Origin of the sequence: Microtetraspora sp. NBRC 13810, from assembly GCF_030268685.1 — a bacterium.
Classification (GTDB): domain Bacteria; phylum Actinomycetota; class Actinomycetes; order Streptosporangiales; family Streptosporangiaceae; genus BSRQ01.
The window spans coordinates 314,715-336,328 of sequence record NZ_BSRQ01000007.1; the positions used below are offsets into that span (position 1 = coordinate 314,715).

The window sequence follows — 21,614 nt, forward strand, 5'->3', positions numbered from 1 at the left end:
CCTCCGTACACCACCGGGCGCCCGGATGCTCTGAGTATTCGGGTACTCATGCGCGATCGGCGCTCGCGCGGAAGGATGGCCGGGTCAGGTGAGCGCGGACGGCGCGCCGTCCGCCAGCGGAAGGTCCGGGAGGCGAGGAGAGCCGATGTCGACACCCGACGCGGGGCAGCACCGCGGCTGGTGCGGGACGATGCCCGTGCACCACACCATGCTGGCCACCCAGCCGGAGTACGCGATCGCCAGAGCGACGATCGAGAACACCGCCTTCCAGCGGATGACCGCGCGGGCGCCGGTGCACGAGGAGGTCGTGACCATCCCCGTGGTCGTGCACGTGGTGTACCGCGCCGCCGCCGAGAACGTGTCCCAGGAGCAGATCGACAGCCAGCTCACGGTGCTGAACCACGACTTCCGCAAGACGAACGCGGACGTGTCGAAGGTGCCCCCCGTCTTCCAGCCGCTGGTCGCCGACACCCGGATCGAGTTCAGGCTCGCCACCACCGACCCGGCGGGCGGGACGACCACCGGCGTGGTCAGGCGGCAGACCACCCGCGCGTCGTTCGGGCAGGACGACGCGGTGAAGTTCACCGCCAGGGGCGGCTCCGACGCCTGGCCCGCCGACCGCTATCTCAACCTGTGGGTGTGCCGGCTGGACCGGTTCCTGGGCTACGCGCAGTTCCCCGGCGGCGCGGCGGCGACCGACGGCGTGGTCGTCTCGCACACCGCCTTCGGCACCTCCGGCACCGCCGCCGCGCCGTTCGATCTGGGCCGCACGGCGACGCACGAGGTGGGCCACTGGCTCAACCTCCGGCACATCTGGGGCGACGACGGCGAGGGCTGCTCGGGGGACGACTTCGTGGCCGACACCCCGAACCAGGCGGGCCCCAACTACGGCGCGCCCACCTTCCCCAACCCGAGCTGCGGCAACGCGCCCAACGGCGACCTGTTCATGAACTACATGGACTACACCGACGACAGGTCGATGTACATGTTCACCAAGGGTCAGGCCGAGCGGATGGACGCCTGCCTGGCGGGCCCGCGCTCGTCGTTCGTCCCGGCGGCGGAGCTGCGGAACATGCGGGCCGGCGTGGCGGAGGGAGACGCCGCGGGGGAGCCTGTGAGAACGTGAGCGGGTGACCGCTACGCCCGCGCAGCTGGCCGGTGACTGGACGCACGCCCGCGAGGAGGACTCCGCGGGCGTGAAGGTGTACCGGCCGGCCGGGCATCCGCTGCCGCCGGCCCGCTGGCGGCACCGGCTGGAGCTGCGCGCCGACGGGACCTACGTCGACCACCGGCTGGGCGCGGACGACCGCTCCCCCGGCGTGCGGGGGCGCTGGACGGTCGAGCCCGGCCGGGGACGGCTGCGGCTCCAGCCGGACGACGCGGGCGCCGGCGCCGTGCTGTTCGAGGTGGTCGCCGCGGAGCCGGGCAGGCTCACCCTGCGCGACGCCTAGTCCTCCGGCTCCGGGCGGGCGGCCCAGATGCCGCGCACGTGCCCGATGTGCTGGTTCATCAGCCCCTCCGCCGCGCCGGCGTCGCCGTCGCACAGGGCGTCGAGGATGTAGAAGTGCTCCCGGGCCGAGTCGGCGAGGGTGCCCTTGCGGTAGAGCGCGTCCAGCCCGTACAGCCGGGCCCGGTTGCGCAGGTCGCGGACGACGGTGACGAGGTGGGCGTTGCCGGCCAGCGCCAGCAGTTCGACGTGGAAGCGCAGGTCGGCGTCCACGTAGGCGAGGAGGTCGCCGTTCCCGGCGGCGACGATGATCTCCTCGGCGATCGGCCGCAGCCCCTCGAACTCCGCCCGCCGGGCCGGGTCGGCCAGCCGGGCGACGGTCGGCACCTCGATGAGCTGGCGCAGCGCGGTGAGCTCGTCGAGGTCGCGGTCGGACAGTTCGGTGACCCGGAAGCCCTTGTTGCGCACCGCCTCCACCAGGCCCTCCTTGGCCAGGTCGAGCATGGCCTCGCGGACGGGGGTCGCCGAGACGCCGAACTGCGCGGCGAGCACCGGCGCGGAATAGACCATGCCCGGCCGCATCTCACCGGTGATCAGCGCGACCCGCAGCGCGTGCGCAACCTGCTCCCGAAGGCTCTGTCGTTCGCCCACCACCGGCAGGTCGAGGCGGCTCTCCGCCGAAGGCGTCATCCCGTGTCCTTCTCTCGTCGCTCTCGTGGCTGTACTGGGTCTCGGCTCATCGACGTCGAACGCGCCCGCCGTCCGCCGTCTACGCCCTCCGGGTGGGGCGCCGCCCAGGCGTGGTAGGCCGCCGCGGCCACGACCAGGTCCTGCCAGGCCATGCCCACGCTTTTGAACACCCTCGGGCCGGTGGCCGGCACGCCACCGCCGATCACCAATTCAGCCATGTTTCCGGTGAGATGACCATCGGTGATGGTACCGCTCCGCAAGGGCGTTATCAGGTCGCCCGCCTCGGCGAGAGCCGCCGTCCGGGCCTCCACGAACACGGTCGACCGGGCGATCAGCACCTCGTCCAGCTCGCGGGCGCCGGGCTCGTGGGAGCCGACGGCGACGACGGTGGCGTCGTCGCGGACCAGCTCGCCGGGGAACAGCGGGGTGCGCGCGGTCGTGCAGCACGCGATCAGCTCGGCCTCGGCGACCGCCGCGCGCACCGCCGCGGTGTCATCGGCGGCCAGCGCGCGCGATTCGAACCCCTCCGCCGCGCAGCGGGCGGCGAAGGCGGCGGTCCTGGCCGCGTCGCGGCCCACCACGGTGACCCGCTCCACCGGCCGCACCGCGCGCAGCGCGGTGACGTGCCCGCGCGCCTGCGGCCCGGTGCCGAAGACGAGAAGCGATCCGGCCCGTTCCCGGGCGAGATGGCGTACGGCGAGCGCGGAGACGGCCGGGGTGCGCAGCGAGGTGAGCGCGATGCCGTCGAGCAGGGCGAGCGGGGCGAGGGTCCGCCCGTCGAGGAGCAGGTAGGAGCCCTGGATCCGGGGCAGTCCGAGCGCCGGGTTGCCCGGGGCGACGGTGGCGATCTTCACCCCGGCGTGGTCCCGCCAGGCGGCGGGCATGAGCAGCACCTGCCCCGCGGGCACCTCCATGACCGGCCGCCGCGGGGTGTCCTCGGGGTCCAGCCCGCCGCGCAGCGCCTCCTCCAGCACCTCCACGGCCCGGGCCACCGGCACCAGCCGGGCCAGCTCCGCGCCGTCGATGTACGGCGGCGCCTTCGTCTCCCGCTCCCCCGCGTTCATCTGAGGGTGAATCCCGTGCCGAGGGGATCACGCGGGTCGAGGGTGAACCGGTGCTCCCCGGTGCGGTAGGCGGTGCCCTCGATCTCGGGGATCACCCCTTCGGGTAGCACCTCGGCGACCCGCCCGGTGAAGACGCTGCCGACGATGCTCTCGTGGGTGAGCGTCCCGGTGAACCCCTCCTCGTGCAGTAGGGCGAGCCTGGCGGCGGTGCCGGAGCCGCAGGGTGAGCGGTCCACCTCGCCGTCGGCGAAGACGGTGACGTTGCGCTGCCGTCCCGGTCCGAGGTCCTCGTGGAGGACGACGCCGTAGACGCCGGAGAGCCGGTCGTCGCCGGGGTGCCTGGTGGCGGGATGCCCGGCCAGGGCGGCCTTGACGGCACGCCCGCGGGCGATCAGCTCGGGGAGGTGGGCGGGGGTGACGGAGAGCCCGAGGGCGGCGGCCGGGAGGGAGGCGTAGACGGCGCCGCCGTAGGCGAGGTCGGCCTTCACGCCTTGCCCGGGCAGCGGGACGCCGCGCTCGATGACGTAGGAGGGGACGTTGCGGAAGACCACGGACTCGGGGCGGCCGGCGGCGCAGCGGACCCGGGCGGTGACCCGGCCGGAGGGCACGTCGATGACGACGTCGGTCTCGCCGTCGGGGTCGGCCTGGACGAGGCGCTGCTCGACGGCGTGCACGCCGAGCGCCATCGTGCCGTGGCCGCAGGCGGTGGAGTAGCCGTCCTTGTGCCAGAAGAGCACGCCGAGGTGGGCGCCGGCGTCGTCGGGCGGGACGAGGAAGCAGCCGTACATGTCGGCGTGGCCGCGTGGCTCGTGGCAGAGCAGCCGGCGCACGGCGTCGAACTCCGGCGCGGCGGCGGCGGTGCGCCGGTCCAGCACGGTGCGCCCGGGGATCTCCGGGACGCCGTCCACCACGACACGGAACGGCTCACCGCCCGTGTGGTAGTCGATGGTCCGGACGTCACATGTCACCATGCATAAAGTGTGACATTCCATCCTGGTTCTCGGTATCCCATGCGGTCGGGTGAAGTGCGGGGGGACGGCACGGACGACCGCTCTCCAGGGCCGCGGCGAACCGCCGGCCGGGGCGACCACGAGACGCGCACGCGAACTCACCCAGGCAGATGAAATTGAATAGGGGAAGAGTACCAGACAGATGGATTAGTCCTCGTTTACACGGGAGTGGGTTCTGGGAATCCCGCGGCTTCTGTGAATTGGCGCACATCGGGCGGCCATTGCCCGAAAGGCGGCCGGGTGCCAAAGGACGGCACGCCAAGCCTTTCGCCTTTCCGGATCGGCCGTGCCACCAGCGCGGCGACCGGCCTCACGCGCCTCCGGGACGGCACTGCGCGGCACCTCGCCCGCCCGCGGTATTCGCGTCCAGAAACCGGATAAAAGGGCAGCGTCGTCACAGAGAACTCTCCTGCCACACTTTGGAACGATTCAGGAGGGCAGCCGGTTCCCGGGCCTTCTTCGCGGGCCTCCCGGAGAGTTCACGCGACGGCTTTGGCGGCGGCTTCCTTGGTGTGCCCCGTCCCGCCGTGGTTCGTGGTGTTTGCGAGCTGTAATCAGATTCTAGAATTCGCTGGGTTATCATGGGGATCGGGGGCAGGACCATGGCAGGTGGAAGGACCGGGATGGCGCGCGCTTCGAGTGGCAGGGGGGGCTCCTGGGAGTGGAGCCGCACGGCGCAGACCCGCAGGGGCATGCTCCAGGCGGCCCGCGAGGTCTTCGGCGAGCACGGCTTCACCGAGGCCAGCGTGGCCGACGTGGTGGCGCGGGCCGGTTCGAGCGTGGGCAGCCTCTACCATCACTTCGGCGGCAAGACCGAGCTGTTCCTCGCCCTGTGGGAGGAGCACCAGGCCGCGCACGAGGAGGCCGCCGCCTCCGCGGTCGCCAGGGCCAAGCAGTCCGGCGCCGCCGACCCGCTCGGCCTGTTCGTCGCCGGGGCCCGCGCCTTCCTCGAAGGCTCCTGGGAGCGGCGCGACCTCGCCCGCCTGTTCATGGACGGCAACGGCCCGCCCGGGTTCGAGCTGATGCGCCGCACCCGCAGCCGCGAATGGGTCCGGCAGAACGCGGTGCTCCTGGGCGCCGGCGGCGACCCCACGGCCCGCCTCACCGTCATGGTGCTCACCACGATCATCGGCGAGGCCGGCCGCGAGGTGGCCACCAGCGAGACCGAGGAGGAGGCGCGTCAGCTCATCGAGGCCGCCATCGTCCTCATCCAGCGCCTGGACCCGCTGCACCGCCCGTAGGCCGGGCCCGCCCCTGCGGCCCGCCGGCGGGATCAGGCCGGGGTCAGGCGGGGGGCAGGCGGGGTCAGGCGGGGGTCAGGCGGGGTCAGGCGGGGCGGATGACCGCGCGGCCGTTGTCGATGACAACCGTGCCGTCCTCCTTCGCCGTGCGGAACAGCGCGGTGTCGCCGTCCACCCACATGGAGACGGTCAGCGACTCCCCGGGCAGGACGGGCCGGCTGAACCGGCCGGACATCGACGCGAAGCGGGCGGGATCGGAGCCGGCCAGGGTGTGCAGCAGGGCGCGGCCGGTGATCCCGTAGGTGCACAGCCCGTGCAGGATGGGCCGCCGGAACCCGGCCCTGGCCGCGAAGGACGGGTCGGTGTGCAGCGGGTTGCGGTCGCCGGAGAGCCGGTAGAGCAGCGCCTGCTCGGGACGCGTCCGGTAGGTGACCTCGTGGTCGGGCTCGCGGCCGGGCAGGGTCCAGTCGTCCTTCGGCCCGCGGTCGCCGCCGAAGCCGCCCTCGCCGCGGATGAAGGCCGAGCTGCGCGAGGTGATCATCGGCTCGCCGGTCGCCGGGTCCACCGCGGTGGCCTCGATGACCACCAGCGCGCCCGATCCCTTGTCGTAGATGCCGGTCACCTTCGACGTCGTGCGCACGCCGCCCTCGGCGGGCAACTCCCTGTGCAGGGTGAACGCCTGCTCGGCGTGCACCAGCATGGCCGGGTCGAAGTCGCCCAGGCTGCGCCCGGTGCGCGCCTGCGCCGCGAGCACGGCGAAGGTGGGCAGCACGCGCTGCCGTACGCCGGCGGTGTTCTCGGTGGTGAAGGGGAGCTCCTGGAGCGGGTCGCCGAGCCCTGCGCCCACGCCCACGGCGTAGAGCAGGGTGTCCCTGGAGGTCCAGGAGCGCTCGCAGGGCTCGCTCTCGACGCCGATGACATCGTGGTCGAAGGGCATGTCAGCGCTCCCGTCCCGGAATCTCGCCGCTCTGCCGGGCGTTCGGGGCCGCCCGCTCGACCAGGCCGGGGACGATCTCGCCGAGCTTGGCCGGGTCCCAGCGGGCGCCGTTGTCCACGCCCGGTCCCGCGTGCCAGCCCTCGGCCACGCTGATCACGCCGCCGCGCACGTTGAAGACCCGGCCGGTGATCTCCCTGGCCTCGCCGGAGGCCAGCCAGACCACCAGCGGGGCCACGTTGCCGGCGTGGCCCGCGTCGAACTCGCCCTCGGCGGGACGCGGCCGGTCGGGCCGCAGGTTCTCGGTCATCCGGGTGAGCGCGGTGGGCGCGATCGCGTTGACGGTCACGCCGTAGCGGGCGAGCTCCATGGCGGTGATGACGGTGAACGCGGCGATGCCCGCCTTGGCGGCGCCGTAGTTCGACTGGCCGGGGTTGCCGTAGATGCCCGACGACGAGGTGGTGTTGACGATGCTCGCGTCCACCCGGTGACCGGCCTTGGACCGCGCACGCCAGTAGGCGGCGGCGTGCCGGGTGGGTGCGAAGGTGCCGCCGAGGTGGACCCGGATGACCGCGTCCCACTCCGCGGCGCTCATGTTGACGAGCATCCGGTCGCGCAGGATGCCGGCGTTGTTGACGAGCACGTGCAGGTCGCCGAAGTGGTCCACGGCGGCCTCGACCAGCCGCCTGGCGCCCTCGAAGTCGGCGACGTCCTCCCCGTTGGCGATGGCCTCCCCGCCCATGGCGCGGATCTCGTCCACCACGGCGCCCGCCGGGCCGCCGGACGACCCGCTGCCGTCGACCTGGGCCCCGAGGTCGTTGACCACGACCCTGGCCCCCTGGCGCGCGAACTCCAGCGCGTGCTCCCGCCCGATCCCCCGCGCCGCGCCGGTGACGATCACGGTACGGCCGGCCACGATTCCGTTCATGCCATCTCCGAGATACTAGAACCTAGTTCTAGAAGAATCCCGCACCGGATCGCCGTAAGTCAACAGCGTGCGATCCGGCCCCCGCCCGGCCCGGGGGGCATGGGGCGGAGACCGGGTGACCGGGACGCGTCACAACACGAAACCGGCGGGGAAGGGGTCGGCGGGGTCCAGGAAGTACTGCGCGGTCCCGGTGATCCAGGCCCGGCCGGTGATGGCGGGCACGACGGCGGGCCGCCCGGCCACCTCGGTCAGGGAGAGCAGCCTGCCGGTGAACCTGGTCCCGATGAAGGACTCGTTCACGAAGTCGGCGCCGAGTTCCAGCTCGCCGCGGGCGTGCAACTGGGCCATCCTGGCGCTGGTGCCGGTGCCGCACGGCGAGCGGTCGAACCAGCCGGGATGGATGGCCATCGCGTGCCGCGAGTGCCGCGCGTCCGAGCCGGGCGCGACGAACTGCACGTGGTGGCAGCCGCGGATGCCCGGGTCGAGCGGGTGCACCGGCTCGTCCTGCTCGTTGATCGCCGCCATGACGGCCAGGCCCGCGTCCAGGATCCGCTGCTTGGCCGCCCTGTCGAAGGGCAGGCCGGCCGACTCGACGGGCAGGATCGCGTAGAAGTTGCCGCCGTAGGCGAGGTCGTAGGTGAGCTCGCCGAGGCCGGGCACCTTGACCGTCCGGTCCAGGCCGGCGCTGTAGGAGGGCACGTTCTCGATGGTGACGGCCCGGGCGGCGCCGTCCTCGACCTCGACCCTGGCCACGACCAGCCCGGCGGGGGTGTCCAGCCGGATCGTGGTGACCGGCTCGGTCACCGGCACCATCCCGGTCTCCACCAGGACCGTGGCCACGCCGATCGTGCCGTGCCCGCACATCGGCAGGCAGCCGGACACCTCGATGTACAGCACGCCGTAGTCGGCGTCGGGCCGGGTGGGCGGCTGCAGGATGGCGCCGCTCATCGCGGCGTGGCCGCGCGGCTCGTTCATCAGCAGGGTGCGCACGTGGTCGAGGTTCGCCATGAAGTGCTCGCGCCGCTCGGCCATCGTGGCGCCGGGGATCACGCCCACGCCGCCGGTGATCACCCTGGTCGGCATGCCCTCGGTGTGCGAGTCGACGGCGTGGTAGACGTGCCGCGTCCTCATGCCCGCCTCCCGTCCTGACCCGCGCCGCTCACCTGAGCCCCTCGGCGAGGACCTTCTCCGTGGCGGCCCGGACGATCGCCTCCTGGCCGGGGGTGAGCGGCCCGCGCGGCGGGCGGCACGGCCCGCCCCTGCGGCCCGCGATGTCCATGCAGAGCTTGATCGCCTGGACGAACTCGGTCTTGCTGTCCCACCGCAGCAGCGGGTGCAGGCTGCGGTAGAGCGGCAGCGCGGTGCCGAGGTCGCCGGCGACGGCCGCCCGGTAGAGCGCCACGTTGGCGGCGGGCAGCGCGTTGGGGAAGCCCGCCACCCAGCCCACGGCGCCGGCGACGGCGAGTTCGAGCAGCACGTCGTCCGAGCCGATCAGCAGGTCCAGCCCGGGGGCGAGCTCGGCCAGCTCGTAGGCCCGCCGCACGTCGCCGCTGAACTCCTTGACCGCCACGATCAGCCCCTCGGCGTGCAGCCGGGCGAGCAGCGCGGGAGTGAGGTCCACCTTCGTGTCGTAGGGGTTGTTGTAGGCCACGATGGGCAGCCCCGCCCTGGCGACCTCGCGGTAGTGGTCGAGCACGGCGCGCTCGTCGGCCCGGTAGGAGTTCGGCGGCAGCAGCATGACGACCTCGCAACCGGCGTCGCGGGCCCGCTCGGCCCACGTGCGCGCCTCCCGCGCGCCGTAGGCGGCGACGCCCGGCATGACCCGCCCGGGGCCGATCGCGGCGGCGGCCGTCTCCACGACCCGGATCCGCTCCTCCTCGGTCAGCGTCTGGTACTCGCCGAGCGATCCGTTGGCGACCACGCCGTCACAGCCGTTCTCCACCAGCCACGCGCAGTGCTCCGCGTAGCCGCCGAAGTCGGCCGACAGGTCCTCGTTCAGCGGGAGCGCGGTCGCGACGAGCACGCCGTGCCACGGTCTGGCCTGGGTCGTCATCAGGGATTCCTTTCGTCGGAGGGCTCGGCGCCGGACGCGGCCAGGTCGCCGAGGCGTACGGGTTGCGCGAACGGCCTGCGGGGCGGCCGGGGCGTCTCCCCGGCCAGGCGGGCGACGGCGTGGCCGCACACGCGGCCCTGGCACCAGCCCATCCCGGGCCGGGCCAGCAGCTTGACGGCGCGCGCGTCCCTGGCGCCCAGCTCCCGGGCTTCGACGACGCGCGCGTAGGGGACCTCCTCACAGCGGCAGACCAGCGTGTCCGGCCGCAGCCAGCCCATCCAGCCGTCCCGCACCGGGTAGGCGCGGGCCAGCGCGGCGGCGAACGCGGCCAGCCGGTCCCGGCGCGCGGACAGCGCGGGCGCGGGCGCCACCGCGCGCCCCAGGTCCGCCGCCGCCGTACGGCCGGCGATCAGGCCCTCCACCTCGGCCAGCTCGGACCCGCCGACCCCGGTGGTCTCGCCCGCCGCGTAGACACCGGGGACGCTGGTGCGCAGCCCGGCGTCCACCGCCACGACGGGATCGCCGTCCGCCCCGGGCACGGTGGCGCAGCCGAGCTGGACCGGCAGGTCGAGCTGGGCGACGAAGCCGTAGCCCACGGCGAGGGTGTCACAGGCGATCACGCGGGTGCGCAGGGGATGCCAGTCCGCGTCCACCTGGGCGAGGGTGACGTGGGTGAGCTCCGTGCCGCCGTGCGCGGCGATCACCGCGTGGCCGCCGCGGAAGGGCGTCCGGTGCCGGGCCAGGGTCAGGGCGTATCCCGCGGCCTCGGCGACCTTGCCCGGGGTGAGACGCGCCCGGCGCGCGACGCCGGGCAGCGCGGCGGCCTCGAAGACGCCGAGCACCCGGGCGCCGGCGGCGGCGAGCCCGGCCCCGACCGGCAGCAGGAAGGGCCCGGTGCCCGCGACCACGACCCGGCGGCCCGCCGTCACCAGGTCGCCCTTGAGCAGCGCCTGCGCGCCGCCCGCGGTGAGCACGCCGGGCAGGTCCCAGCCGGGGAAGGGCAGCGACCTGTCGTAGGCGCCGGTGGCGATCAGCAGCCGCCGCGCGGTGATCGCGCGCGGCCGTTCCTCCCGGTCGCCGACCAGGCAGTGCACGGCGACCGTGCCGTCCTCGCCGCGCTCCACGCTCCAGACGCGGTGCCGCGTGAACACCTCGGCCCGTTCCGACACCCCCTCGCGCAGCCGGGTGAACCGGGCGAAGCCGTGGTGCGGCCCGGCGGGGTTCGCGGCGTGCAGGCCCTCGGCGGGGTGCCGGAAGTACTGGCCGCCGAGCCGCGCGCCGCCGTCGATCAGCGCGACCCGCAGCCCGGCCCTGGTGGCCGCGGCGGCCCCGGCCAGGCCGGCCGGACCGCCGCCGACCACGGCGAGGTCGTAGGGCGTCCCGCTCACGCCGTGGTCACCTCGTCCCCCGGGCGGGCCTCGGTGACGCAGGCGCGCAGCGAGGTGGCGGCGTTGACCGTGACCAGGCAGTCGAAGCAGACGCCGATGCCGCAGTACAGGCCGCGCGGGCGGCCGCCGAACCTCGTGGTCCGCCAGGAGCGGATGCCTGCGGCGTGCAGCGCGGCGCCGATCGTCTGGCCGGGGACGGCGGGCACCGGCCTGCCGTCCAGGGTGAACTCGAACGCCGGGCCGGGCCGGACGCCCGCCGGCCTGCCTGGTGTCCCGTGGGATGTCATCGTCTCTCCGCGGCGAATCGGTCGGGCAGGAACGGTGCCAGGTCGAGGTCGGGGCGGTCGCCGCCGAGCGACTGGGCGATCAGGTGACCGGTGGCCGGGGCCAGGCCGATGCCCGCGCCCTCGTGGCCGCAGGCGTGGTGGAGGCCGGGCGCGCGCGGGTCGGGGCCGATCACCGGCAGGTGGTCCGGGCAGTACGGCCGGAAGCCGCAGTAGGACCTGATCACCTTCGTGGCGGCCAGCGCGGGGAACAGCGCGATCGCCTGGGCGGCGAGCCGGCGCAGCACAGGCGGCGACGGGGTGCGGTCGAAGCCGACCCGTTCCCTGCTCGCGCCGATGAGCACGGTCCCGGCGGGGGTGCCCTCCACCACGGCGCTGGTCTCCAGCCCGGCCGACCCGCTGGCGACGTTGGTCACGTAGGCGGCGGTGTAGACCTTGTGCCGGATCAGCGGCCTCGGCAGCGGCTCGGTGACCAGGATGAAGCCGCGTCTCGGCAGGATCGGCAGCTCCAGGCCGGCCAGCGCGGCCACCTCGCCGCCCCAGGTGCCCGCCGCGTTGACCACCGCCCCGGCCAGGATGTCACCGGCCGTGGTACGCACCCCGGTGACGCGGTCGCCGGCCCGGAGGAACCCGGTGACGGCGGTGCCGGTGCGCAGGGTCAGCTTGCCGTGCCCGAACCGGGCGGCGCCGTACCGCAGGAGCAGCGCGGCGGCCAGCATCGGCTGCACCTGGGCGTCCTGCGGGTAGAACACGCCGCCCGCGAGGCCGGGGGCGAGGTGCGGCTCGTAGCCGGGCAGGTCGTCCGGGCCGGCGACGACGTGGTCCAGGCCCTGGGCGGCGGCCAGCGCGTTCAGCGCCGCGCGCACCTCGTCGGTCTCGGCGACCACGAGGCCGCCCTTGGCCTCGAACTCGAAGCCGGCGGGGAAGGCGCTCTCCCCGGCCCGTCCGCCGGCCTCGTGGGTGGCTGCCAGCTCCCGCCACAGGCCGTTCGACAGCACGGCGAGGTCGAGCTCCGGGCCCGGCTCCTTGTCGGAGACGAGCACGTTCCCCTCGCCCGCCCCGGTGGTCCCGCTCGCGACCGAACCCCGCTCGACGACGGTCACGTCGAAGCCCGCGCGCGCCGCATAGTAGGCGCAGGCGGCGCCGACGACCCCCGCCCCGATCACCACGACATCCGGCACCCGTGCCTCCTTCCCTGGGGATGGTATGTCACATACCGACCTTGGCATAGGCCCTGACCCCGTCCATAACGGGACCATAGGGTGAGGACGGGACCGGCCCCCTCTCCGCCTACGATGTGACCCGTGACCCGCCTCATCGACGAGCTCCGCAGCCGCGCGACGGCCCTGTTCCATTCGTTCTGGACGCCCACCCCCGCCACCATGCGGCGCTGGGCGATCGCGGCCGTCGTGGTCAACGCGGGCATCACGGTGACCGGGGCCGTGGTCCGGGTCTCCAAGTCCGGCCTGGGCTGCCCCACCTGGCCGCGCTGCACGCCGGAGAGCTTCACGCCGGTGGCCCATCCCGAGGTCTCGCCGATCAACATGCTGATCGAGTTCGGCAACCGGACGCTGACGTTCCTGGTGCTCGCCGTCGGCGTGGCCTGCCTGCTGGCGGCGCTGCGCCTCGCGCCCCGGCGCCGCTCCCTGGTCCGGCTGGCCTGGCTGCAGCCGATCGGCGTGGCGGCGCAGGGCCTGTGGGGCGGCGTGGTGGTGCGCAGCGTGCTCAACCCGGTGACGGTGAGCGTGCACTTCCTGATCTCCATCGGTCTGATCGCGGCCTGCTACGCGCTCTATGCCCGTTCCACCGAGGGGGACGGCCCGCCGCAGCGCCTGGTCCACCGCGACGTGCGCACGCTCGGCTTCGTCCTGGTGGCCGCGGTCGTCGTGCTGCTGGTCGCGGGCGTGGTGGTCACCGGCACCGGCCCGCACTCGGGCGACGTGGCGGCCACCCGCTTCCCGTTCGACATGGAGGTGGTGGCGCGGATCCACGCCGACATCGTGTGGGTCGTCGTCGGCATCACGTTCTCGCTGCTGTTCGCGCTGCACCTCACCGACACACCGGGACGAGCCCGGCGGGCCGCCCTGCTCCTCTTCGCCGTCGAGCTGGCCCAGGGCGTGATCGGTTACGTGCAGTACTTCACCGCCGTGCCGGCCGCGCTGGTGGGCCTGCACGTCTTCGGGGCGGCCCTGGTGTGGATCGCCACGCTGCGGGTGGTCTTCATGCTGCGCTCCCGGGGACCCCTCCCCGAGCCCGCCCCGGAGCCGCTCAGGGCGATCGCCGCCTGACCCCTCTCCCCCGCCGGGACCGGCTCCGCGCCCTGGGGTGCCGTGTACTGGAATGTGGGGAAAGATCCGCTCCTCCCCCACCGCGCGGAGAACCGTTTCGTTGATGAACATACGAAATGTCGTTTCGCCCCTCCCCCACCTCTCCCGCACCGCGCTGCGCCGGTTGTTCCACGGGCTGGTGCTGCTGAGCGTGCTCGCCCTCGCCCCGCCCACCTGGGCCCGGCTGAGCAGCGACGGGCACACGACCGTCGCCGGGGCCGGGGCGGGCTGGCTCGGCGCCGTGCCGGAGACGCCGGTCGGGCTCGTCCTGGGCGCCGGCATCCGGAACGGCCGGCCCACCCCGATGCTCGCCAACCGGCTGGACATCGCCGCCCGGCTGTACGCCGCCGGGAAGATCCACACGATCCTGCTGTCCGGCGACAACTCCCAGGTGGGCTACGACGAGCCCACCGTGATGCGCGACTACCTTCTCGCCAGGTCCGTGCCGGGCGAGGCCGTGGTGCTGGACTACGCGGGCTTCGACACCTGGGACTCCTGCGTACGGGCCCGCCAGGTCTTCGGAGCCCACCGGATCACCGTCGTCACCCAGCTGTTCCACCTGCCCAGAGCCGTCACGCTGTGCCGTACGGCCGGCCTGGACGCGTACGGCGTCGGCGACGACTCCAGCAGGCAGTGGGCGCTGCGCACCTACTCCTACGCGGTCAGGGAGTTCTTCGCCTGTGCCAAGGGCTTCCTGGACGCCGTGGTGCTGGACTCGCCGCCGCGTTTCCCCGGGCCGCGGGAGACCTCGCTGGAGCAGGCCGCGCGGTGGGCCGGCATCCGCCTGGACGGCTGAGCGGCGCGGGTCAGCGCGAGCCTGGCGGCCCGCCCAGGGAGGACGCCCCGGCCGGGACCGGGAAACGCTCTCTCGCCACCCGCATGCACTCCAGCAGCGCCCGCTGCTCCTCGTAGAAGGTGGACTCGCCGACGACGCCCCGGGTGGCGCGCTCGTGCAGCAGGCCGAGCTCGGTCGCGGCGAGCTGGTACTCGGTCATCGCGCGGAGTCCCGCCCGGCCGCCGTTCCCCCTGGCCCACTGCCGGGCGTGCCGCCGGGCGGGCAGCGAGGAGAGCATCTGCACGTCGAACAGGGTGAGCAGGCCGGTCGGCTGGTAGGCGGGCAGGTAACGCTGCAACAGTGCGACGATCCGCCGCCGGTCCCGGATGACCACGCCGATCAGCACGAACAGCACGGCCATCAGCACCAGGTAGGCCACCGCCAGCCCCTCGAAGCCGCCGTAGGAGGCCAGGCCGTTCCACAGGCCGTGCAGCAGCATGGCGCCGAGCCACCCGGCCAGCACGATCAGCACCCTGCCCGGACCCCGCCGGCCCGCCGCGACCGCCACCGCCACGCCGATCATCGAGGTGAACAGCGGATGCGCGAACGGCGACAGGATGCCGCGCAGCACCACCGTGACGGCGAGCGTCTGCACCCCGGACGGGCCGCTCAGCGCGGCGACGTAGTAACTGACGTTCTCGGACATGGCGAAGCCGAGGCCCACCATGCTCGCGTAGATGACGCCGTCGGTGGGGCCGTCCAGCTCCTGCCTGCGGAACCTCAGCAGGCCGAGCAGCACCAGGCCCTTCATGGTCTCCTCGACCAGCGGGGCGCCGAAGGTGGCGGCGACGCTCCGCGCGTCGGCGCTCTCCAGGTTGACCGCCCGCTCGATGTAGACCAGGCCGAGTGAGTTGATCACGCCCGCGACCAGGACGGCGATGCCCGCCCCCCAGGCGAAGGCGAAGAGCAGGTTGCTGCGCGGCTCGGGCTCCATGCGGTCCAGCCCCAGCACGGCCGCCAGCAGCAGCGGCACCGGCGCGATCGCCAGGATCAGCGCGATGAAGAACTGCACCGGCTGCCCGTCGAGCAGGTCGAAGGAGAACGACACCAGCGCGCACAGCCCGGCCACGACGAGCCCGATGATCAGCCCGACCGACGGGCGCTCCCTGAACACCCAGCGAGGATCACGGCTCGTCATGTGGCGAGGGTAACCGATCGGCCACGACCTGTCCCGCCCAAGGCTCAGCGGAGCAGGGAGTCGATCGCCACGGCGAGGAAGAGCAGGGCGAGGTAGGCGTTGGACCAGTGGAAGAAGCGCATCGGCCGCAGGTCCACGCCCGTCTTGCCGGCGTTGACGCGGGCCAGCAGGCGGTATGCCTCCCACAGGCACGCCGCGCCGAGCGCCAGCGCCACCGCCGGGTAGAGCAGGGTGGTCCCGGCCACCGGCCACAGCAGCAGCGAGCACAGCACGGTGGCCCACGTGTAGACGATGCTCTCCAGCACCACGCGGCGCTCGGTGGCGACCACCGGCAGCATGGGCACCTTGGCCGCCGCGTAGTCCTCGCGGTAGCGCATGGCGAGGGTCCAGGTGTGCGGCGGCGTCCAGAAGAACACCACGCCGAAGAGCACCAGCGGCGCCCAGTCGAGCCGGCCGGTGATGCCCGCCCAGCCGATCAGCACCGGCATGCAGCCCGCGATGCCGCCCCACACGACGTTCTGCGCGGTGCGGCGCTTGAGCAGCATGGAGTAGACGAAGACGTAGAACAGGTTGGCCGCGAGCGACAGGAGCCCGGCCAGCCAGTTGACCGCGAGGCCCAGGCCGACGGTGGACAGGACGCCCAGGATGACGCCGAAGATCAGCGCTCCGGTCGGGGAGACCTGGTCGCGGGCGAGCGGCCGGCGCCGGGTGCGCCGCATGGCCGCGTCGATGTCGCGGTCTATGTAGCAGTTGAGCGCGTTGGCGCTCCCCGCCGAGAGGGTGCCGAAGACCAGGGTCGCCAGGGCGGCGCGCCAGTCCGGCAGGCCCTTGGCCGCCAGGAACATCACCGGCAGCGTCGTGATCAGCAACAGCTCGATGATCCGCGGCTTGGTCAGGGCCACATACGCCTTGACCAGCGCGCCCAGCGAGCGGGGCCGCTGCGGGTGCTCCGCCGGAGCGGCCACCTGCGGGCTCACCGACAGCTCGGTCGATGGCTTGTTCGTCAGCACCGTCAAGGCGCTTCCAGCACATGCGGGGTCAACGCGTAACCTCTGATTAGAGCGGATCCGTGAATGCGGGCACCAGCCAGCTTGGAGACTCACTGTAGTCCCAGAGGAGGCCGGTCCCGGAAATGGGGGGCGTAGGGCGCGCGGCGGGATGTCTCACCTTGGGCGTTTCCCCGGCGCTGCCGACAAACCTCGCGCAGACCCGCCTGTGGGCTCCACGACGCAAGCCGTGCCGAACCACTAGGGTCCGGTGTGGGCGGGAAACGCCACCCGGGCGCCACCATTACTACTAGATCCGGAGATCGAGCAGTTGAGCACCGAACTCGTGCCCCTTGAATGGAGCGACCTCGACCGGCGTGCCGTCGACGTCGTACGCGCCCTGGCGATGGACGCGGTGGAGAAGGCCGGATCAGGTCACCCCGGTACCGCCATGAGCCTGGCCCCCGCCGCCTATCTGCTCTTCCAGCGCACCATGCGCCACGACCCCACCGATCCCACGTGGGCGGGCCGCGACAGGTTCGTCCTGTCCTGCGGCCATTCGAGCCTCACCCTCTACATCCAGTTGTTCCTGTCCGGTTACGGCCTCACTCTGCACGACCTGAAGTCGCTGCGCCAGTGGGACAGCCTCACCCCCGGCCACCCCGAGCACGGCCACACCCTCGGCGTCGAGACCACCACCGGCCCGCTGGGCCAGGGCATCGGCAACGCGGTGGGCATGGCGATGGCGGCCCGCCGCGAGCGCGGCCTGTTCGACCCGGACGCCGAGCCCGGCGAGAGCCCCTTCGACCACCACATCTGGTGCATCGCCTCCGACGGCGACATCGAGGAGGGCATCAGCCACGAGGTCAGCGCGCTGGCCGGGCACCAGCGGCTGGGCAACCTGACCGTCATCTACGACAGCAACCAGATCTCGATCGAGGACGACACCCGGATCGCCCTGTCGGAGGACGTCGCCAAGCGGTACGAGGCGTACGGCTGGCACGTCGTCGACGTCGACTGGCGGGCCGGCGACGAGTACCACGAGGACGTGCCCGAGCTGCACCGGGCGCTGGAGGAGGCGCGCGCCGAGACCGGCCGGCCGACCCTGATCAGGCTGCACACGGTCATCGGATGGCCGGCGCCGAACAAGAAGGGCACCGGCAAGATCCACGGTTCGGCGCTGGGCGCCGCCGAGGTGGCCGCCACCAAGCAGGTCCTCGGCATGGACCCGGACAAGAGCTTCGACGTCCCGCAGGACGTGCTGGACCACGCCCGCACGGTCGTCGAGCGGGGCCGCTCCGCGCGCGCCGCGTGGGACAAGGTGTACGCGGGCTGGCGCGAGGCCAACCCCGAGCGGGCCGCCGAGTTCGACCGGATCGGCGCGCGGCGGCTGCCCGAGGGCTGGACCAAGGCGCTGCCGTCCTTCGAGGCGGGCGCGTCCCTGGCCACCCGCAAGGCGTCCGGCGAGGTGCTGTCGGCCCTCGCGCCGGTGCTGCCCGAGCTGTGGGGCGGGTCGGCCGACCTGGCCGAGTCCAACAACACGACGATGAAGGGCGAGCCGTCCTTCATCCCCGAGGAGCTCCAGACCAAGGAGTTCCCCGGCAACAAGTACGGCCGCACGCTGCACTTCGGCATCCGCGAGCACGGCATGGGCTCGATCCTCAACGGCATCGCCCTGCACGGCGGCACCCGCCCCTACGGCGGCACGTTCCTGGTGTTCAGCGACTACATGCGCCCGGCCGTCCGGCTGGCGGCGCTGATGAAGCTGCCCGTCACCTACGTGTGGACGCACGACTCGATCGGGCTCGGCGAGGACGGCCCGACGCACCAGCCGATCGAGCACCTGTGGGCGCTGCGCGCGATCCCCGGCCTCGACGTGGTCCGCCCGGCCGACGCCAACGAGACCGCCGCCGCCTGGCAGGTCGTGCTGGAGCACACCGACCGCCCCGCCGCGCTCGCGCTGACCCGGCAGAACCTGCCGGTCTACGAGGGCACCGGCGACGCCGCCAAGGTCGCCAAGGGCGGTTACGTGCTGGTGGAGGCGTCCGGTGGCCGGCCGCAGGTGATCCTCATCGGCACCGGCAGCGAGGTCCACCTCGCCGTCGAGGCCCGGGAGGCGCTGGAGGCCGCCGGCGTGCCCACCCGCGTGGTGTCCATGCCGTGCGTGGAGTGGTTCCGGGCGCAGGAGCCCGCCTACCGGCAGCAGGTGCTGCCGCCCTCGGTCCGGGCCCGGGTCGCCGTGGAGGCGGGAATCGCCATGGGCTGGCACGAGTTCGTTGGTGAAGACGGGGAAGTGCTGAGTTTGGAGCACTTCGGCGCCTCCGCGCCGTACAAGACCCTGTTCGAGCAGTTCGGCCTCACGGCTGAGCGGGTGGTGGCGGCCGCTAACGCCAGCCTCGCCAGGTCCGGGGCCGACAAGGGCGAGACGACGGGAAACTGATCATGAGTGAGACCCTCAGGAAGCTTTCCGGCCAGGGCGTTTCGATCTGGCTGGACGACATCAGCCGGGAGCGGCTGCGCACTGGCAACCTGGCCGACCTGGTCCGGGACAAGAGCGTGGCGGGCGTCACGTCCAACCCCACGATCTTCGCCTCGGCGCTGAGCAAGGGCGACGCCTACGACACCCAGTTGCACGACCTGCGGGTGCGCGGGGTCGACGTGGGCGAGGCCGTGCGCTCCATCACCACCTACGACATCCGCTGGGCGGCCGACGTGCTGCGCCCGGTGTACGACGCCTCCGGCGGCGTGGACGGCCGGGTCTCCATCGAGGTGGACCCGCGGCTGGCCAAGGAGACCGAGAAGACCATCGCCGAGGCGCGCGCGCTGTGGTGGCTGGTCGACCGGCCCAACCTGTTCATCAAGATCCCGGCCACCGTCGAGGGGCTGCCCGCGATCACCGCGTGCCTGGCCGAGGGCATCAGCGTCAACGTCACGCTGATCTTCTCGCTGGAGCGTTACCGCGCCGTCATGGACGCGTGGCTCGCCGGGCTGGAGGCCGCCAAGGCCAAGGGCCTCGCGCTGAACGGGATCGAGTCGGTGGCGTCGTTCTTCGTCAGCCGGGTGGACAGCGAGATCGACAAGCGGCTCGACGGGATCGGCACCGAGCAGGCCGCGGCGCTGAAGGGCAAGGCCGCGGTGGCCAACGCCCGGCTCGCCTACGCCGCGTTCGAAGAGGTGACCGCCTCGCCGCGCTGGGAGGCGCTGCGCGCCGCGGGCGCCCGTCCCCAGCGTCCGCTGTGGGCCTCGACCGGGACGAAGAACCCGGACTACCCCGACACCCTCTACGTGGACGACCTGGTCACCTCCGGCACGGTCAACACCATGCCGGAGAAGACGCTCGACGCGGTGGCCGACCACGGCAAGGTGTCCGGTGACACGATCCGCCCGTTCTATGAGGACGCGTGGAACACGATGGCCGCGCTGAAGGACGCCGGTGTCGACTACGACGACGTGGTGCGGGTACTCGAGGACGAGGGCGTCGAGAAGTTCGAGGCGTCCTGGAACGAGCTGCTCGAGACCGTGGCCGCCGAGTTGAAGAAGGCGTGAGAACGCATGAGCGTGTCGTTCGGCGATGAGACGGTGGCCGCCGCGGCGGCGGCCACCGTCCACGCCCTCGCCACCGAGGGGGTGCCGGCCGCGTTCGCGGCCGGTGACCCGGCGCTCTGGGGCGCCGTGGCGCAGGCGGAGGCCGCGATTCGGCTCGGCTGGTTCAACCTGCCGCTGACCAGCAGGGAGCTGCTGCCGGAGATCGGCAAGCTGGTCGAGCGGGCCCGTGCGGAAAGCCTGGACCACGTGGTGCTGGCCGGCATGGGCGGCTCCTCGCTCGCATCCGAGGTGATCTGCGCCACGGCCGACGCGCCGCTGACCGTGCTGGACACCACCGATCCCGGCCAGGTCAGGCGGGCCCTCGCGGACCGGCTGGACCGCACGATCGTGGTGATCGCCAGCAAGAGCGGCGGCACCGTCGAGACCGACAGCCACCGGCGCGTCTACGAACACGCGTTCCGGGAGGCGGGGATCGACCCGGCCGACCGGATCGTGGTCGTCACCGACCCCGGCTCGCCGCTGGAGCAGGCGGCGATCGAGGCGGGCTACCCGACCGTGCTGGCCGACCCCAACGTCGGCGGCCGTTACAGCGCGCTGAGCGCGTTCGGCCTGGTGCCGAGCGCGCTGGCCGGCGTCGACGTGGAGCGGCTGCTGGACGACGCGGGGGACGTGCACGCCTCGCTCACCGAGGAGGAGGGCAACCCCGGTCTGGAGCTGGGCGCCGTGCTCGGCGCCGCGGCCCTGGCCGGGCGCGACAAGCTGATCCTGGAGGACGGCCTCTCGGAGATCAGCGGGCTGCCCGACTGGATCGAGCAGCTGATCGCCGAGTCCACCGGCAAGGAGGGCAAGGGGATCCTGCCGGTGGTGGACGCCGATCCTTCCGGCGCGGACGACGAGCTCGCGGTGGGCATCGGCACCGACGGCGCGGTGCGGGTCGACGGGCCGCTGGGCGCGCAGTTCCTGATCTGGGAGTACGCGACGGCGGTGGCCGGGCGGCTGCTCGGCGTCAACCCGTTCGACCAGCCCAACGTGGCGGAGTCCAAGGAGAACACCGCGGCGATCCTGGAGGCCGGCCTCCCCGTGGAGACGCCGGTGCTCGTGGACGGCCCGGTCGAGGTGTACGGCGAGCTGCCCGGCCCGGCCAAGGACCTCTCCGACGTGCTCACCGGGCTGCTGGAGGCCGTTCCCGACGACGGTTACCTCGCGGTGATGGCCTATCTGGACCGGTGGGCCGCCTTCGACGTGCCCGTCCGGGACGACGCCCCGCTGGACGAGCTGACCGACGCGTGGGCCGCCGCCGACCCGGCGACGCTGCGCGCCCTGCTCGCCCTGCGCACCGAGCGCCCGGTCACCTTCGGCTGGGGGCCGAGGTTCCTGCACTCCACCGGCCAATATCACAAGGGAGGCCCGCAGAACGGCGTCTTCCTGCAGATCACCGGGGCGGTCGAGGAGGACGTCGAGGTGCCCGGCCGACCGTTCACCCTGGGCGGGCTCCAGCACGCCCAGGCGCTCGGCGACTTCGGCGCGCTGGTCAAGCGTGGCCGTCCCGCCGTGCGCCTTCATCTGACCGACCGAGTGGCCGGGGTGGGCCATCTGCTGGCCGCCGCCCGGCAGGTATGACAGACGGGGAGACTCAGATGACCAGTCCGGAAGAGCCGAAGGCTCCCGGCGACGAAGAGGAGACCAGGCCGGCCCACGCCGACGAGGTGGCGACCGTCGCCGCCGCGGCGGCGTCCGCGGCCA

20 protein-coding genes are annotated in these 21,614 nt (G+C 73.2%); 8 read left to right on the forward strand and 12 right to left on the reverse strand.

Features of this window, described 5'->3' with window-relative positions:
- Window positions 1-145 precede the first annotated feature (145 nt).
- A complete protein-coding gene (locus tag QSK26_RS16965) occupies window positions 146-1,126 on the forward strand; it encodes a zinc metalloprotease (RefSeq protein WP_285776106.1) in 981 nt (326 codons plus the stop codon).
- A 4-nt stretch (window positions 1,127-1,130) separates the two neighbouring features.
- Window positions 1,131-1,451, forward strand: a complete 321-nt coding sequence (locus QSK26_RS16970) for a hypothetical protein (protein ID WP_285776107.1) — start codon at window positions 1,131-1,133, stop codon at window positions 1,449-1,451.
- Here QSK26_RS16970 and QSK26_RS16975 read toward each other — a convergent pair.
- Genes QSK26_RS16975 through QSK26_RS16985 form a run of 3 tightly spaced genes read right to left on the reverse strand, consistent with a single transcriptional unit; the run spans window position 1,448 to window position 4,172 of the window.
- On the reverse strand, window positions 1,448-2,137 hold the full coding sequence (locus QSK26_RS16975) for a GntR family transcriptional regulator (protein WP_285776108.1): 690 nt from the start codon (window positions 2,135-2,137) through the stop codon (window positions 1,448-1,450). The two genes, QSK26_RS16970 and QSK26_RS16975, sit on opposite strands and share 4 nt — an antisense overlap.
- Window positions 2,134-3,201 (reverse strand): ornithine cyclodeaminase family protein, encoded by a 1,068-nt coding sequence (locus QSK26_RS16980; RefSeq protein WP_285776109.1) that lies wholly within the window; start codon window positions 3,199-3,201, stop codon window positions 2,134-2,136. The genes QSK26_RS16975 and QSK26_RS16980 overlap by 4 nt, the downstream gene beginning before the upstream one ends.
- Window positions 3,198-4,172 carry a proline racemase family protein gene (locus QSK26_RS16985; RefSeq protein ID WP_285776110.1) on the reverse strand — a complete coding sequence of 325 codons (975 nt, stop codon included), beginning with the start codon at window positions 4,170-4,172 and terminating at the stop codon, window positions 3,198-3,200. Before QSK26_RS16985 ends, QSK26_RS16980 begins: the two co-directional genes overlap by 4 nt.
- Before the next feature lie 662 nt (window positions 4,173-4,834).
- Between QSK26_RS16985 and QSK26_RS16990 the strand changes: the two genes are divergently transcribed.
- Window positions 4,835-5,452, forward strand: a complete 618-nt coding sequence (locus tag QSK26_RS16990; protein WP_285776111.1) for a TetR/AcrR family transcriptional regulator — start codon at window positions 4,835-4,837, stop codon at window positions 5,450-5,452.
- A gap of 85 nt (window positions 5,453-5,537) precedes the next feature.
- On the opposite strand, the gene QSK26_RS16995 is transcribed toward QSK26_RS16990, so the two are convergent.
- The 7 genes from QSK26_RS16995 to QSK26_RS17025 all read right to left on the reverse strand — a co-directional run bounded on the left by QSK26_RS16995 (window position 5,538) and on the right by QSK26_RS17025 (window position 12,220).
- Window positions 5,538-6,389 carry a MaoC/PaaZ C-terminal domain-containing protein gene (locus tag QSK26_RS16995; RefSeq protein ID WP_285776112.1) on the reverse strand — a complete coding sequence of 284 codons (852 nt, stop codon included), beginning with the start codon at window positions 6,387-6,389 and terminating at the stop codon, window positions 5,538-5,540.
- Between the two features lies 1 nt (window position 6,390).
- On the reverse strand, window positions 6,391-7,314 hold the full coding sequence (locus QSK26_RS17000; RefSeq protein ID WP_285776113.1) for an SDR family oxidoreductase: 924 nt from the start codon (window positions 7,312-7,314) through the stop codon (window positions 6,391-6,393).
- Window positions 7,315-7,443: 129 nt separating this feature from the next.
- Window positions 7,444-8,445 carry a proline racemase family protein gene (locus QSK26_RS17005; RefSeq protein ID WP_285776114.1) on the reverse strand — a complete coding sequence of 334 codons (1,002 nt, stop codon included), beginning with the start codon at window positions 8,443-8,445 and terminating at the stop codon, window positions 7,444-7,446.
- A gap of 28 nt (window positions 8,446-8,473) precedes the next feature.
- Entirely contained in the window at window positions 8,474-9,367 is an 894-nt protein-coding gene (locus QSK26_RS17010) for a dihydrodipicolinate synthase family protein (protein ID WP_285776115.1), read from the reverse strand.
- Window positions 9,367-10,755 carry an FAD/NAD(P)-dependent oxidoreductase gene (locus QSK26_RS17015; RefSeq protein ID WP_285776116.1) on the reverse strand — a complete coding sequence of 463 codons (1,389 nt, stop codon included), beginning with the start codon at window positions 10,753-10,755 and terminating at the stop codon, window positions 9,367-9,369. Before QSK26_RS17015 ends, QSK26_RS17010 begins: the two co-directional genes overlap by 1 nt.
- Window positions 10,752-11,042, reverse strand: coding sequence for a (2Fe-2S)-binding protein (locus tag QSK26_RS17020; RefSeq protein ID WP_285776117.1), 291 nt, complete (start codon window positions 11,040-11,042; stop codon window positions 10,752-10,754). The genes QSK26_RS17015 and QSK26_RS17020 overlap by 4 nt, the downstream gene beginning before the upstream one ends.
- Window positions 11,039-12,220 carry an NAD(P)/FAD-dependent oxidoreductase gene (locus tag QSK26_RS17025; RefSeq protein ID WP_285776118.1) on the reverse strand — a complete coding sequence of 394 codons (1,182 nt, stop codon included), beginning with the start codon at window positions 12,218-12,220 and terminating at the stop codon, window positions 11,039-11,041. The genes QSK26_RS17020 and QSK26_RS17025 overlap by 4 nt, the downstream gene beginning before the upstream one ends.
- 123 nt (window positions 12,221-12,343) lie before the next feature.
- Between QSK26_RS17025 and QSK26_RS17030 the strand changes: the two genes are divergently transcribed.
- Together QSK26_RS17030 and QSK26_RS17035 are read left to right on the forward strand one after the other, a co-directional pair.
- Window positions 12,344-13,327 (forward strand): COX15/CtaA family protein, encoded by a 984-nt coding sequence (locus QSK26_RS17030; RefSeq protein ID WP_285776119.1) that lies wholly within the window; start codon window positions 12,344-12,346, stop codon window positions 13,325-13,327.
- A gap of 103 nt (window positions 13,328-13,430) precedes the next feature.
- Window positions 13,431-14,162, forward strand: coding sequence for a SanA/YdcF family protein (locus QSK26_RS17035; protein WP_285776120.1), 732 nt, complete (start codon window positions 13,431-13,433; stop codon window positions 14,160-14,162).
- Window positions 14,163-14,172: 10 nt separating this feature from the next.
- Here the strand turns inward: QSK26_RS17035 and QSK26_RS17040 are convergent, their stop codons facing one another.
- A complete protein-coding gene (locus tag QSK26_RS17040) occupies window positions 14,173-15,339 on the reverse strand; it encodes a PrsW family intramembrane metalloprotease (RefSeq protein WP_285776121.1) in 1,167 nt (388 codons plus the stop codon).
- Between the two features lie 44 nt (window positions 15,340-15,383).
- Window positions 15,384-16,355, reverse strand: coding sequence for a heme o synthase (locus QSK26_RS17045; protein ID WP_502888712.1), 972 nt, complete (start codon window positions 16,353-16,355; stop codon window positions 15,384-15,386).
- Between the two features lie 376 nt (window positions 16,356-16,731).
- Here QSK26_RS17045 and tkt point away from each other — a divergent pair, with 376 nt between their 5' ends.
- The 3 genes from tkt to QSK26_RS17060 are packed head-to-tail and all read left to right on the forward strand — an operon-like array spanning window position 16,732 to window position 21,491.
- Window positions 16,732-18,765 carry a transketolase gene (gene tkt, locus QSK26_RS17050; RefSeq protein ID WP_285776179.1) on the forward strand — a complete coding sequence of 678 codons (2,034 nt, stop codon included), beginning with the start codon at window positions 16,732-16,734 and terminating at the stop codon, window positions 18,763-18,765.
- 2 nt (window positions 18,766-18,767) lie between these two features.
- On the forward strand, window positions 18,768-19,871 hold the full coding sequence (tal, locus tag QSK26_RS17055; RefSeq protein ID WP_285776122.1) for a transaldolase: 1,104 nt from the start codon (window positions 18,768-18,770) through the stop codon (window positions 19,869-19,871).
- A gap of 6 nt (window positions 19,872-19,877) precedes the next feature.
- Entirely contained in the window at window positions 19,878-21,491 is a 1,614-nt protein-coding gene (locus QSK26_RS17060; RefSeq protein WP_285776123.1) for a phosphoglucose isomerase-related protein, read from the forward strand.
- The last annotated feature ends 123 nt before the right edge of the window (window positions 21,492-21,614 follow it).